Source organism: Corynebacterium sp. ACRPE (assembly GCF_022347435.1).
GTDB classification, from domain to species: domain Bacteria; phylum Actinomycetota; class Actinomycetes; order Mycobacteriales; family Mycobacteriaceae; genus Corynebacterium; species Corynebacterium tuberculostearicum_D.
Map to the genome: position 1 here is coordinate 16398 of NZ_JAKRNA010000005.1, position 13731 is coordinate 30128.

Genomic DNA, 13731 nt, shown 5'->3' on the forward strand with positions numbered 1-13731 from the left:
GGTGGTGAACTAAAATTTATTCATTCCACCCTGTGCGGATTCTGTCCGTTCGGACTCAAACCGAGGAAAGAAACCGGTACCAAACAGATAGAAACGGACGTAGCTGGCTGCGGCCCGCTGTGGCCCGCTGCGGGGTGAGTCAAGAAACTTTCATAGCCGAGAATAGAAAGGACCTGGCATGGCGAACGCATCATCCGCCGCAGGTTCCAAGGCCTCCCTGCCCGAGCTGACGCTGCGCGGCATCATTATCGGTGGCCTGATTACCCTCATCTTCACCGCCGCCAATGTGTACTTGGGCCTGAAGGTGGGCTTGACCTTTGCTACCTCCATCCCGGCCGCCGTGATTTCCATGGCGGTGCTGCGCCGGTTCAAGGGCCACAACATTAAAGAAAACAACATTGTGCAGACCATTGCCTCTGCCGCGGGCACCTTGTCCGCCATCATCTTTGTCCTCCCGGGCCTGGTGATGGTGGGGTACTGGCAGGGCTTTGGCTTCGTGCAGACGGCCGGCGTGTGCATCATCGGCGGCGTGCTGGGCGTGATGTATTCCATCCCGCTGCGCCGCGCTTTGGTCACCGGCTCCGATCTGCCCTATCCGGAGGGCGTGGCCGCGGCCGAGGTCCTCAAGGTGGGCGATGAAAATGCCTCTGGCACCAGCCAGGAAGAAAATGCCAAGGGCCTGCGTGTCATCGTCGCGGGTGGCATTACCTCGGCCGTTATGGCGCTGCTGACCGCAATGAAGGCCGCCGCCTCCGAAGTCACCGCCTATTTCAAGCTCGGCGCTGGCGCGACCACCCTGGGCACCAGCCTGTCCACCGCGCTTATCGGCGTGGGCCACCTGGTGGGCCTGCCGGTAGGCATTGCCATGCTGGTAGGCGTGGTGATTTCCTACTTCATTTTGCTGCCCATTTTCACCACCGGCGATATTACGGGCGCCACCGCGCTTGCCGACGTCGTCGATACCACCTTCTCCGATGACATCCGCTTCATCGGCGTGGGCACCATGGCCATTGCCGCCATTTGGACCCTGCTGAAGATTGCCGCTCCCATTGCCGTGGGCATCCGCCAGTCCCTAGCCTCCTCGCGCGCCCGCAAGTCCGGCTCCGCCGTGGACGTCACCGAGCGCGATATTCCCTTCCCCTATGTCGCCACCACCATCGTGGCGTTCATGGTGCCTATCGCATTGCTGTTGTGGGACTTTGTGCGCGGTACCGATATCCACGACCACATGGCAGTGCTCATTACCGTCTCTGTCCTCTTTACCCTGCTGGTGGGCCTGATTATCGCCTCCGTGTGCGGCTACATGGCCGGCCTGATTGGCGCGTCTAACTCGCCAATTTCCTCCATCGGCATCATCGCCGTGCTCGCCGCCTCGCTGCTCATCGCGGCTGTCACCCGCGGCACCACTGCGGATCCTTTGTCTTTGGTGGCCTATACGCTCTTCACCGCGGCCGTTGTTTTTGGCATTGCCACCATTTCCAATGACAACCTGCAGGACCTCAAGACCGGTCAGCTCGTCGGCGCTACTCCGTGGAAGCAGCAAGTAGCGCTCATCATCGGCGTGGTCTTCGGCTCCCTGGTCATCCCGCCGATTCTGCAGGTCATGCTCAATGGCTTCGGCTTCCAAGGCATGGAAGGCGCTGGCGAAGACGCCTTGGCCGCCCCGCAGGCGGCCCTGATGTCCTCCGTTGCCTCCGGCATATTCGATAGCTCGTTGGATTGGAACCTTATCTTCATCGGTATGGCCATTGGCGCTGTCCTTATTATTATTGACGAGCTCCTGCGCAAGTTCACCGATAAGTACTCGCTGTCCCCGCTGGCCGCCGGCATGGGCATGTACCTACCGGCCGCCCTGACCATCGTCATCCCTATCGGAGCCATCCTGGGCACCTTCTATGACAAATGGGCCGCGAAGCAATCCCACCCGGAGTTTGCCAAGCGTATGGGTACTCTCCTGGCCACCGGCCTCATCGTAGGTGAGTCCCTCTTTGGTGTGGTCAACGCCGGCATCATTGCCGCCGCTGGCGGCGAAAGCCCGCTGGAAATCTTTGAGGGTGGTGCCTCCGCCACCGTGGTGGGCGTGATCCTCTTTATTATCGCGCTGACGTTCATCTACCGCTGGACCAAGCGCACGGTGAAGAGCTCCTAGTTTCTGATCCATTCCTTATATAATGGCGTCCCTTCGCGGGGGCGCCATTTTTTCTTGCAGTCGCGGTAGGAGAGTGCCAGAATGGTCGTTAGCACTCGCACAGTATGAGTGCCAGATAAATCTACATCGTTGTGGTTGAGGTTGGTTCACACTCACCAGCCATGCCGTCGCGGGCGTCCGCAGCGAGAAAGACGTGAGTGTCGTCCTCAATAAACCAAGGAGCACAAACACAATGGCAAAGATTATCGCTTTTGATGAAGAGGCCCGCCGCGGCCTCGAGCGCGGCCTCAACACGCTTGCCGACGCCGTCAAGGTCACCCTCGGCCCCAAGGGCCGCAACGTCGTCCTGGAAAAGTCCTGGGGTGCCCCGACCATTACCAACGACGGTGTTTCCATCGCTCGCGAAATCGAGCTCGAGGATGCTTACGAGAAGATCGGCGCCGAGCTGGTCAAGGAAGTTGCCAAGAAGACCGACGACGTCGCAGGCGACGGCACCACCACCGCAACCGTGTTGGCACAGGCTCTGGTACGTGAGGGCCTGCGCAACGTAGCCGCAGGTTCCAACCCAATGGGCATCAAGCGCGGCATCGAGACCGCAACCAAGAAGGTTGTGGACTCCCTGCTGTCTTCCGCCAAGGAAGTAGAAACCCAGGAGCAGATTGCTACCACCGCTGGCATCTCCGCTGCTGACCCGGCCATCGGCGAGAAGATCGCCGAGGCCATGTACACCGTGGGCAACGGCTCCGTAAACAAGGACTCCGTTATCACCGTGGAAGAGTCCAACACCTTCGGCGTTGACCTTGAGGTTACCGAGGGCATGCGCTTTGATAAGGGCTACATCTCCGGCTACTTCGCTACCGATATGGAGCGTCAGGAGGCGGTCCTGGAAGATCCGTACATCCTGCTGGTTTCCTCCAAGATCTCCAACATCAAGGACCTGGTTCCGCTGCTGGAGAAGGTCATGCAGTCCGGCAAGCCGCTGCTGATTATCGCTGAGGACGTTGAGGGCGAGGCCCTGTCCACCCTCGTTGTGAACAAGATCCGTGGCACCTTCAAGTCCGTTGCGGTTAAGGCACCGGGCTTCGGCGACCGCCGCAAGGCCACCCTGCAGGACATGGCCATCCTCACCGGTGGCCAGGTCATCTCCGAGGAGGTCGGCCTCTCCCTCGAGACCGCCGAGCTCGAGTACTTGGGCCAGGCACGCAAGGTTGTCGTCACCAAGGACGAGACCACCATCGTTCAGGGCGCTGGTTCCCAGGAGCAGATCGACGGCCGCATCAAGCAGATCCGTGCCGAGATCGAAAGCTCCGACTCCGACTATGACCGCGAGAAGCTGCAGGAGCGCCTGGCTAAGCTCTCCGGCGGTGTTGCCGTACTCAAGGTCGGTGCTGCTACCGAGGTTGAGCTCAAGGAGCGCAAGCACCGCATCGAGGACGCAGTCCGCAACGCAAAGGCTGCCGTGGAAGAAGGCATCGTTGCCGGCGGTGGCGTAGCACTGCTGCAGGCTGCTTCCGTCCTGGACTCCCTGGATGACCTCAAGGGCGACGAGGCTACCGGCGTCAAGATCGTCCGCAAGGCCCTGTCTGCACCGCTGAAGCAGATTGCACACAACGCGGGCCTCGAGCCAGGCGTTGTTGCTGACAAGGTTTCCTCCCTGCCAGCAGGCGAGGGCCTGAACGCTGCTACCGGCGAGTACGTCAACCTCATGGAGGCTGGCATCAATGACCCGGTTAAGGTCACCCGCTCCGCTCTGCAGAACGCTGCATCCATTGCAGCTCTGTTCCTGACCACCGAGGCTGTCGTTGCCGACAAGCCTGAGCCGGCTGGCGCCAACAACGGCATGCCGGATGCTGATGCCATGGGCGGCATGGGCTTCTAGGTCCCGAAGACGAGGTATTAGGGTACGTTTTAGAGCCCTCTAGCCCCTTCTGAGCGCCCCGTTTCTGTGCTTTTGAGCGCATGAAGCGGGGCGCTTCGGCGTGTCTGCATCATTCTGCTTAATTGGTGCGATACAGCGGCGCCTCGTCTTTACGGGAAAGCCCTCCGAAGATGCTCGTCATAGCTGATTTCGATTTGGGCTGCGGGGTAATGAACAACCCGGAACCTTATCGCGGTTGAAGGCTTAACAATTACCGTCACAGCTTTTAACCCCTTAACCATGCGTCTCAGTGACCCCGTATAGGGGTAACTGAAGGGCAGAAATTTATAAAAGTTTTTCGCTCTCAGAGGTGGAGTTTCAGGCCTATCTATCGTTCGTTAGACGGAAAAGCGTTACAGTGTTAAGTTTTAATTCACCTACCTATTTGGGGCGTGGCAAAAAAGCCCAGTTCAGTGGACTTTGAGTTGGGGTAAAAAGTTTTTAATGACTGCCATAATTTATAACCCCATCCTTATCAAGTTGCCAATGTGCCGGAACGTTCATGCGAATTTGACTTGATTTCGTCCAAACTTGTGCCAAAATAAATCATGTGACGCCCACTGAGGGTGTCTGCAAACTGCAAACCCCTCCGCGGCAAAAGCTTCGGATCTATTTTAGGAGTTCAAATATGGATCTCTCTAACGTAATCACCCACCTGGACAACTTCGTCACCACCTGGGAAGGCTGGGGCAAGATCCTGGGCAACGTTGGTTCCTTCTTCCAGAACACCATCTTGGCCTTCGACTTCCTGTCCTCCGAGCCTGAGGCAGCTGATTTCTTCCCAGGCACCTCTTCCCTGATTACTGAGAACAAGTAATTCATTTACTTCTCATCGGGGCCTTTTAGGTTCTGATCTTCAATCATCAAATACTAGTCCTAAGGAGATAAAATGGACGGCTTCATTAACTTCGCAATCGGTTCTTCCGAGTTCGCAAACGACCTGAACATCTACGCAACCCTGATCGAGCCGCTCGTTCAGATTGCTAAGGGCGCTTCCGACCTGCTCGGCATGTTCGCATAAGAACATCCTTCAGTTCTGAGCTTTAACGCTCGCTGAAGAAGGAAGGCCTACCGAATCGGTAGGCCTTCCTTTTGTTTTATTGCTCAATTGGGGCAGGGGTAACTGCGAAAAATTAGCGCGCTTGATGCCTACATTCGGGTTACACTTAATGCATGGCTGATGTTAAAGACGACGACCTTCCCGAGATTGACCTGGCAAAAACTGACGGCTACGTCGTCGATGGAACCGACGAGGATGATCCTTCGCTGATCATGCCGGATGGTTCCCCGGTTCAGACTTGGCGTGAAAATTACCCCTATGATGAGCGTATGACTCGCGACGAGTACGAGTCTGTGAAGCGCGCTCTGCAGATTGAGTTGCTGAAGTGGCAGAACTGGACCAAGGAAACTGGCCAGCGCCACATCATTATCTTTGAGGGTCGCGATGCGGCCGGCAAGGGTGGCACCATTAAGCGTTTTAACGAGCACCTGAACCCGCGTGGTGCTCGCACTGTGGCTCTGGAGAAGCCATCGCCGCGTGAGTCCACCTCGTGGTATTTCCAGCGTTATATTGAGCATTTCCCGGCCGGTGGCGAGATTGTCTTCTTTGACCGCTCTTGGTACAACCGCTCTGGTGTGGAGCGCGTTATGGGCTTTTGTACCGAAAGTCAGCATGCGGAATTCCTCCGTGAGGTGCCAATGCTGGAGAATATGATCCTCGGTTCGGGTATCTCCCTGACCAAGCTGTGGTTCTCGGTTACCCGTAAGGAGCAGCGCACCCGCTTCGCTATCCGCCAGATCGACCCGGTGCGCCAGTGGAAGCTGTCTCCGATGGACTTGGCTTCGCTGGATAAGTGGGATGACTATACCCGTGCGAAGGAGGAGCAGTTCCGCTACACGGATACGGAAGAATCGCCGTGGATTACCATTAAGTCCAATGATAAGAAGCGTGCCCGTATCAACGCCATGCGCTATGTGCTGTCCAAGTTTGAGTACACGAATAAGGACCACGAGCTGGTGGGCGAGGTCGATGAGAACATCGTTAAGCGTGGTCGCGATCAGATTGGTGACTAGGTTGAGCTAAATTAGCCGCACATTAGGCGGGGAACTCGGTAAGTCCGGGTTTCCCGCTTTTTGTTTTAGGGGTACCAAAAGGGGGTAAATGGGGAGGAATAGTTTCGCGGAAATTAGGGGATTTTAAAGGGGTATTTCCGTGCGGTTATGTTACGGGACCGTAGGTAGCATTGTTGAAAACTATTTGTGGTCTTCGTCTCAGAATATTTAGCATCACTGTTATCTCAATCTCATCTGGCAAATCGATATGAGCTACAACACCTCAAGGAGATAGTGATGATGAAGAAGCACCTAACCGCTTACCTAACGGCAGCGGCAGTAGTGGCGGCACCAGTGACGGTATCTGGCACGCTTACGGCAGGAGCAGTCGCGCAGGAAGCCCCAGCGCCTGCGCCAGCGGCGGACCACAAGCCGGATGTGTTGGGACGCCCGACCGTCTCGGAGAAGCAGGTATCTGATGAAGAAGGCTACTTTGACAGCGCACACGGCCAAGGCATCAAGATTTACTACCGCACGCAAAAGGTGGCCAATCCGCGGGGAGCAGTGGTCTTGGCCCACGGCGTGTCTGAGCACTCGGGGCGTTACGATTACGTCGCTAAGCGGCTGCTGGATGCGGGCTACAACGTCTACCGCGTAGATCACCGCGGGCACGGCAAGTCCGCCGGCGGCAGCGTGCCACTGGGGCACATCGATAATTTCCAGTACATCTTGGATGATTTCGACCATGTGGTGGACATGGCGAAGGAGGAAAATCAGGGCGTTAAGACCTTCCTGCTGGGCCATTCGATGGGCTCGCTGACCGTAGAGGCCTATGGCATCCGTAACCCGGGCAACGTAGATGGCATCATCACCAATGGTGGTGGCGCCCCGCTGAACCTTTCGGGCAAGAATGTTGCGGGAAAGAACATCACGCCGGATGATATTTCTGAGACCCAAAAGAAACTGGATCCCACCATCTTTGAGCGCCTGCCGCTGGCCCAGCTCACCAGTTTCAATGCCCGCTACGCGCAGAACCTAATCCCGCATCGCACCGAAATTGGTGTGGACTCGCCGGAGTGGAGCAAGGGCATCGTGATGTCCAATCCGTTTACAGATGGCATCTCCACTAACCAAGCGGTGAAAGACGAGTATGCCTCGAGCCCGCTTATCGCACAAAAGACCAGTGCCGGCACCGCCTTGCAGCTGGCGGCAATTGCGAATTATGACGCCGTCAATGCGGACCTCTTCACCGCCCCAACGCTTATCATGCACGGCACCAAAGACGGCATCGTTCCGCCGTACTTCTCCCAGGATTGGTACAACTCCATTTCCTCCAAGGATGTGGAGTATGTGACCTGGGAGGGCCAGAAGCATGAGGTCTTTAATGAGCCGGCGGCCGACCAGGCCCTCGATACGGTCGTGGATTGGCTGGACCGTCACGCCTAGATAGCAAGGAACATAAGCCAGGACTCTTGGTAGGCATGTAGTGCTTGCCAAGAGTTTACGTATCTGTAACCGCCGCGTTGCCCAGGTCAGATAGAAATTGAGTTATGAAAAATAAACTCTATGCTTTCTCTTCTGTCCTGGCGCTTACCGGAGTCTTGGCTGCCCCTATGGCCGCGGCGCAGTCATCGCTGCCAGGCTCGTCCCTTGGTTCTTCATTGGGGTCATCATTCGGCTCTTCGCTGAGTTCTGCACCGGGCTCCTCCCAGGGCTCCTCCGCAGGAGACGATGCGCAGCCGGAGAAAGCCCCCGAGTCTCGGGTGCTGTGGCAGGAGCGCTTCGATGAGGTAGATGCCCCAGCGTGGTTCACACACCAAGCGCCGAAGGGGTGGAGCTCCAACGTGCACGGCGTGGACTCGGGCGAGGCGCGTTGGAAGGGCTGGACCTTTGGCGATATGCGCCATTGGACCTGGGCATCTGGTACCGATATGCGCCACTACTTCACCCAGGCGCATGACACCTTCGCCATCATCGACAACAAGCAGCAGCGCTTGGCCGAAGGTGATTCCATGACCGCAGGTCTAAAGAGCCCGGCCATCCCGGTGGCGGGGCAGGAGCGGGTGAATGTGGAATTCGACCACCATTACCGCCAAGGCAAGGAAGGGCAAAATGCCACGGTGACTGTCTCCTTCGATAGTGGGGAAGCCCAGGAAATCGCCGTCTTTGATAAGGATGTCTTCTCCAAGCACGAGTCCATTGGTGTGGACGTGCCAGCCGGCGCGAAGAATATGCAGGTTAGATTCAGCTACAACAACGGCAATGATGACTGGTGGTGGGCGGTGGATAATGTGGGCGTCGTCAAGCCGCTCGGTGAGCTTGAAGGCTCGCCCCAAGCCACAGTGGACGTGCTTTCCGACGTCCAGGGTGACCCCCAAGACTACAAAGACGCGGTCCGCCAGCTCAACGGCATGGAGGATAAGGCAGGGGCGCTTGTGCTCAATGGTGATCTAGTGGATGACGGATCGCAGCAGCAATGGGATGATTTCCTCGCCGCGCATAGCGAGGTGCCGCACGATTCCGGCAAGGAATTATGGACCATCGGCAACCACGAAATGTATGGCAAAGAGGGCTCTGAGACCTACCTGGACCGCTTCCTCAAATACTCCGGCCAGGATAAGCCCTGGAAGGAAGAGGTAGTTGATGGGGTGCCACTGATTTCGGTGAATACCGAGTTCTATTCCGATATCCTGCGCCACGGCAAGGAGCCGTTCCAGCGCATCAGCAAGGAACAGCTCGACTGGCTAGATGAGCGCCTGGCGTATTGGGATGCCAAGGGCACGCCGGCACTGGTCTTTAGCCATCCGCTGCTGCCGCAGACGGTATCGATGTCCCATTCGGCGTGGTACCAGAATGACTTTGAGGACCTCGAGGCGCTTTCCAATGTGGTCAATAAGTACAACAACATCGTGTGGTTTAGCAGCCACAGCCACTCCTCGCTGCACCAAAATAACTGGTGGGGAACCCGCCGCTACGACGGCACCGGCGAGGCCGGCCGCACCGGTTTCCCGGTGGTCAACACCGGCGCAATCCTCAATGAGTACCTGCCGGATGGCGATAATGACGAGACAATCGTCAAGGAAAAGGAAGAAGCCTCCACCGGACTGCGGGTCAAGGTCTTTGCTGACCGCGTCCGGGTGGAGGCCTGGGACTTCAAGTCCGGCGAGATGATTAAATACCAGGACTTCGCACGGTAGGGCGCAGGCTATTGCCGGCGGCCTATCGCTTCCATGGCTCGATGGGGTTGCCCTGCCACACGGCGTTGGTGGGCACGCGGTCACCGCGCATGACCAGCGAGCCGGGGCCCACGGTGGAAGCCGTGCCGATGAGCGAGGCCGGCAGCGCCACCGAGTGGGCGGCCAACGTGGAGCCGTCCTGGATGGTGACGGTATCCAGGCTCATCACGCGGTCCTGGAAAAGGTGGGTTTGCACCACGGTGCCAGGGCCCACGGTGGCGGCCTCACCGACGCGGATGAGGTCCGTTTCCGGGAACCAGTAGGAATCGATCCACGCACCACGGCCGATCTCCACGCCGAGGGCGCGCAGGCCCAGGTTGATCTCGCCGGAGCCGTAGGTGTGCTGGAAGAACCACGGCGCGGCGACGACCTCCACGAAGGTATCCTGCAGCTCATTGAGCCAGACAAAGGCGGACCACAGCGGGTGGTCGGCGGCCCGGTGCTTGCCCACGCAGATCCACTTGACGGCGACGGTGACGGCCATGGCCACGGCACCCATGCCCATGAGGATGAGGCCGGAGAGGAGCCAGGTGAGGGGGAAGCCGAGGGCGTCGAGAAGCGAGTCGTAGACGCTGAGGGTTGCCGCGAGCAGCATGGCAGAAAACATCGGTGCCAAAAGGCGCATGGTTTCCACCACGCCGCGGGCGGCCTTGACGGCAAAGCCCGGGTTATAGGTCAGCGCCTCGCCCGAGTTGGCGGGGGAGTTCACCTCTACGGTCACGCGGCGCATGCGCTCTGGCGGTGCACCCCACCAGTTGGCGCCGGCCTTCGTCTTCTTCGGGGTAGAAGAAAGAACGGCAACCAGCGAGTTCTTGGATAGCTTGCGGCCGGGTGCGGTGATGCCGGAGTTACCCACGAAGGAGCGCTTACCCACCTTGGTCTCGCCGGTGCGCATCCAGCCGCCGCCGAGCTCGTAGCCGCCGATCATGGTGTCATCGGCCAGGAAGGCACCCTCTTTGACCTCGGTGAGCTTGGGGATCATGACCGCGGTGGAGATTTCCACGTTGGCGCCAATCTCCGCGCCGAGCGAGCGCAGCCACGCTGGGGTCAGCTGTGAGGCATAGAGCGGGAAGAGCTTGGTGCGGGCCTCGTCCATGAGGCGCTCGATGGCCCACAGGCGCCAGCCCTTGGCCGAGCGCACGGGTGCTACGCCCGGGCTAATGCCCAGCGAGAGAATGCGCACGCCCAGCCAGGTCTGCAGTATATAGGTGGCAAAGGCCGCCAGCGCGCCGACGGGCGCGAAGAAGATCGCGCCGACGAAGCTATCGCCGCCGGTGGAATGCACTAGGGCCAAGACGATGGCCGCGCCTACCGCCAGCGCCACAACCGGCTGGATGGCCAGCAGGACGGAGGTGGCGTCATAAATAGCCACCCACCACGGCCGGCGCTTGGGCGTATGGGACGGGAAGCGGTGCTTGGAGCGACCCACCTTCTGGGCAGGCGAGCCGGACCAACGCTGTCCGTCCTTGATCTTCTTGCGGCCGGTAACGGTGGAACCGGCCTCCACGTGGGCATACTTGCCCACCACGGTGCCAGGCAGCAGCGTGGAGCGCGCGCCCACGCGAGCGCCTTCCTTGACGTCGATGGCGCCCACGTGCAGGATATCGCCGTCCAGCCAGTAGCCGGAGAGGTCCACCTCAGGCTCGATGGCGGCGTGTTTGCCCAAGGTGAGCAGACCGGTCACCGGCGGCAGGGAGTGCAGGTCCACGCCGCGCTTGACCTTGACGCCGAGCGCGCGGGCGTAGTTATTTACGCGCGTGGCACCGGCCAGGGAGCTCGCGCCGGAGGCATTAGCCCAGCGCTCGGCCGCCCAGATGCGCAGGTGCGTCGAACCGCCGCGCGGGTAATCGCCCGGCTTAATTCCGGCCGTAATAAGACGCGCACCGTAGCCGCCAATGGGGATGCGGCCGACGGGGGTGACAAAGACGATGAGCATGGCGATGACCAGCCACCACGGATAGGCCGCGGCCCACTCAAAGCCCAGCGATGCCGCCACGGTGGAACCCAGCATGAGCCAGGCCAGCCAGCTGGAGGCGGCCAGTGTCATGACGGGAATCTGAATCAGGGTCTGGGCGAGGCGGGTACCGAAGCCGACCTTGGTGACCTCGCGCATCGGGACGTCGGCAGCCGCGGGGCGCGGTTCGGCTCCCGCAATGAGCTCGGCCAGCGAGCCCAAGCGCGGGTGATCGTAGAGGTCGCGCACGGCCACGGTGGGGTAGCGCTCCCTGATATGGCCCACGAGGGTCGCGGCCGCCAGCGAGGTGCCGCCGAGCGAGAAAAAGTCGGCGTTTTCGTCTTCCACGGACACGCCGAGCGTTTCGACCCACAGCTCCGCGAGCCACTTCTCGGTCTCGGTCAGCGTGGTCGATTCCACGCCCACTCCCGGCAGCGGCCACGGAAGGGCCTTCTTATCTACCTTGCCGGAGGTACGCACCGGCAGTTCTTCCATCACGCAGATGCGCGGGTCGAGTGCGGCCGGCATGGTTTCGGCCAAGCGGGCGTGCGCGGCCTCGTGATCGAAGCCCTTGGCCTCATCCTCGAGGGAAACATAGCCCACCAAGACCGACTCGCCGCCCGGGGTCTTTTGCACGGCCACGGCCGAGTTATAGACATTATCCAGGGCCGCAACATTGGCTTCGACTTCGCCGAGCTCGATGCGGCGCCCGCCAATTTTCACCTGGTCATCCACGCGGCCGACGAAGTACAGCCCGTCCTCCTCCAAGCGCACGTGGTCACCGGTGCGATACGCACGCTGCCAGCCCATCGACTCCAGCGGGGCGTACTTCTCCGCGTCCTTGGCCGGATCCAGGTAGGACGCCAGTCCCACGCCGCCGATCACCAGCTCGCCGACGCCGCCCATTTCCACAGGTATGCCCTGCTTATCGACGACCACCAGGTCCCACCCATTCAACGGCAAGCCAATGGACACCGGCCGGCCTGGCAGCATCTGCTGCGCACAGGCGACGACGGTGGCTTCAGTAGGGCCGTAGGTATTCCACATCTCGCGGTCCTCGGTGGCCAGGCGGTCCACCAACTCCTGCGAGCAGGCTTCGCCGCCGACGATGAGCAGGCGGATATTATCCAGCGCCTCGGCCGGCCATAGGCCTGCCAGGGTAGGAACGGTGGACACGACGGTGATATCGCGGCGGATGAGCCACGGGCCCAAGTCCATGCCGGAGCGCACCAGGGATCGCGGCGCCGGGACCAAGCAGGCGCCGTGGCCCCAGGCCAGCCACATTTCCTCGCAGGAGGCATCGAAGGCGACGGATAGCCCGGCGAGCACACGATCCTCCGGGCCGAGCGGCCCGTGCGGGTGATTGACCAAAAAGAGGCTGGCCTCGGCATCCACGAAGGCAGCCGCGGAACGGTGGCTCACGGCCACGCCTTTCGGCTTGCCGGTAGAACCGGAGGTGAAGATGATCCACGCGGTGTCTTCTGGGCGCGGGGCATTGGGGTTCTCGGCCGGCTCCTCGGCGGAGGTGTCGGGGGCGTCCGGGCGCGCGGAGTCGCGCAGGAAGCGGAAGCCTTCATCAGTAAAGACGCCATCGATATCGGCCTCGCCGAAGACCATCTCGGCGCGCTCGTCTGGGTCATCGGCGTCGACAGGCACGTAGGCCGCGCCCGCCGCCAGGGTCGCCAAAATGGCGAGGTAGAGCTCGCGCTTGCCGGAGGTCATCCGGATGCCGATGCGATCGCCCCGGCGCACACCATTGGCGTGCAGCTCGGTGGCCCACAGCTCGACTTCGTGGATGAGCTCGGAGTAGGTGATGATTTCGCCGTCGTCCAGCGCGGCGGCGTCTGGGTGCATCTCCGCGGTAGTGGTGATGATGTCCCACAGCGTGCGCGGCCGCGGCGCCGCGCTACCTAGAAGGTACTGCTGCGGGACGAACGATTCGGGGCCCGCCATTTATGCCTCGTCCTCGTCCGCGGCAATGATGGACTTGGCCAACTTTCGCAGGTGCTTGAGCTGCTTATTGGTGGACTCATCCAAAGCCTCGTCCTCGGCGGCGGAAACAAGCTCCGCCAAGTCCTTGTGGACCTTTGCGCCCTTCTTGGTGGACGCGACGATCTGGCGGCGGCGATCCTTCGGATCGCGCTCGCGCTTGGCCCAGCCGCGGTCCTCGAGGGCGTCGATAAGACGCACCATGTCAGAGGCATCAATGGCCAGGGTCTCGGATAAGTAGGACTGCGACGCGGCATCCGCGTCTACCAGGCAGGTAAGGACCCAGTACTCGCGCAGCGTCGTCTGTTTGGTTTGCAGGGCGGCCTCGACGCCATCGCGGGTGCGGCGGCGGAGGCGCTCCAGTTGGAACGACGGGGATTCGAGTAGGGCCGTTGGGATTACAGAATTATTCGTGGAAGCCATACCATCATAA

Annotated in this window: 9 protein-coding genes; 7 read left to right on the top strand and 2 right to left on the bottom strand. The window is 60.3% G+C overall.

Translation table 11 applies throughout. From position 1 onward, the window contains the following. The first annotated feature begins 178 nt into the window (after nucleotides 1-178). From MHY13_RS03915 to MHY13_RS03940, 7 genes are all read left to right on the top strand, one after another. Entirely contained in the window at nucleotides 179-2149 is a 1971-nt protein-coding gene (locus MHY13_RS03915; RefSeq protein WP_239281037.1) for an OPT family oligopeptide transporter, read from the top strand. A gap of 232 nt (nucleotides 2150-2381) precedes the next feature. Further along, nucleotides 2382-4028 (top strand): chaperonin GroEL, encoded by a 1647-nt coding sequence (groL, locus tag MHY13_RS03920; protein ID WP_239281039.1) that lies wholly within the window; start codon nucleotides 2382-2384, stop codon nucleotides 4026-4028. Nucleotides 4029-4695: 667 nt separating this feature from the next. Continuing rightward, nucleotides 4696-4884, top strand: a complete 189-nt coding sequence (locus MHY13_RS03925; protein WP_239228649.1) for a hypothetical protein — start codon at nucleotides 4696-4698, stop codon at nucleotides 4882-4884. A 72-nt stretch (nucleotides 4885-4956) separates the two neighbouring features. Beyond that, the gene (locus tag MHY13_RS12180; RefSeq protein ID WP_255712198.1) at nucleotides 4957-5088 is read left to right on the top strand and encodes a hypothetical protein; all 132 of its coding nucleotides are present in this window, start codon (nucleotides 4957-4959) and stop codon (nucleotides 5086-5088) included. A 152-nt stretch (nucleotides 5089-5240) separates the two neighbouring features. Beyond that, nucleotides 5241-6140: a polyphosphate kinase 2 gene (ppk2, locus tag MHY13_RS03930; protein WP_239208095.1), complete on the top strand. Its 900-nt coding sequence runs from the start codon at nucleotides 5241-5243 to the stop codon at nucleotides 6138-6140. Between the two features lie 276 nt (nucleotides 6141-6416). Further along, nucleotides 6417-7565, top strand: coding sequence for an alpha/beta hydrolase (locus MHY13_RS03935; protein WP_239281041.1), 1149 nt, complete (start codon nucleotides 6417-6419; stop codon nucleotides 7563-7565). Nucleotides 7566-7669: 104 nt separating this feature from the next. Beyond that, a complete protein-coding gene (locus tag MHY13_RS03940) occupies nucleotides 7670-9316 on the top strand; it encodes a metallophosphoesterase (RefSeq protein ID WP_239281043.1) in 1647 nt (548 codons plus the stop codon). 22 nt (nucleotides 9317-9338) lie between these two features. Here MHY13_RS03940 and MHY13_RS03945 read toward each other — a convergent pair whose 3' ends face one another. After that, on the bottom strand, nucleotides 9339-13262 hold the full coding sequence (locus MHY13_RS03945) for a Pls/PosA family non-ribosomal peptide synthetase (RefSeq protein ID WP_239281059.1): 3924 nt from the start codon (nucleotides 13260-13262) through the stop codon (nucleotides 9339-9341). Beyond that, on the bottom strand, nucleotides 13263-13721 hold the full coding sequence (locus tag MHY13_RS03950) for a MarR family winged helix-turn-helix transcriptional regulator (RefSeq protein WP_049377915.1): 459 nt from the start codon (nucleotides 13719-13721) through the stop codon (nucleotides 13263-13265). Nucleotides 13722-13731 lie beyond the last annotated feature (10 nt).

Bases quoted from the DNA above. Each gene is read 5' to 3' on its own strand.
- ppk2 (WP_239208095.1), top strand. From the start codon at position 5,241: ATGGCTGATGTTAAAGACGACGACCTTCCCGAGATTGACCTGGCAAAA.
- MHY13_RS03950 (WP_049377915.1), bottom strand. From the start codon at position 13,721: ATGGCTTCCACGAATAATTCTGTAATCCCAACGGCCCTACTCGAATCC.
- MHY13_RS03925 (WP_239228649.1), top strand. From the start codon at position 4,696: ATGGATCTCTCTAACGTAATCACCCACCTGGACAACTTCGTCACCACC.
- MHY13_RS03915 (WP_239281037.1), top strand. From the start codon at position 179: ATGGCGAACGCATCATCCGCCGCAGGTTCCAAGGCCTCCCTGCCCGAG.
- MHY13_RS03935 (WP_239281041.1), top strand. From the start codon at position 6,417: ATGATGAAGAAGCACCTAACCGCTTACCTAACGGCAGCGGCAGTAGTG.
- groL (WP_239281039.1), top strand. From the start codon at position 2,382: ATGGCAAAGATTATCGCTTTTGATGAAGAGGCCCGCCGCGGCCTCGAG.
- MHY13_RS03945 (WP_239281059.1), bottom strand. From the start codon at position 13,262: ATGGCGGGCCCCGAATCGTTCGTCCCGCAGCAGTACCTTCTAGGTAGC.
- MHY13_RS03940 (WP_239281043.1), top strand. From the start codon at position 7,670: ATGAAAAATAAACTCTATGCTTTCTCTTCTGTCCTGGCGCTTACCGGA.
- MHY13_RS12180 (WP_255712198.1), top strand. From the start codon at position 4,957: ATGGACGGCTTCATTAACTTCGCAATCGGTTCTTCCGAGTTCGCAAAC.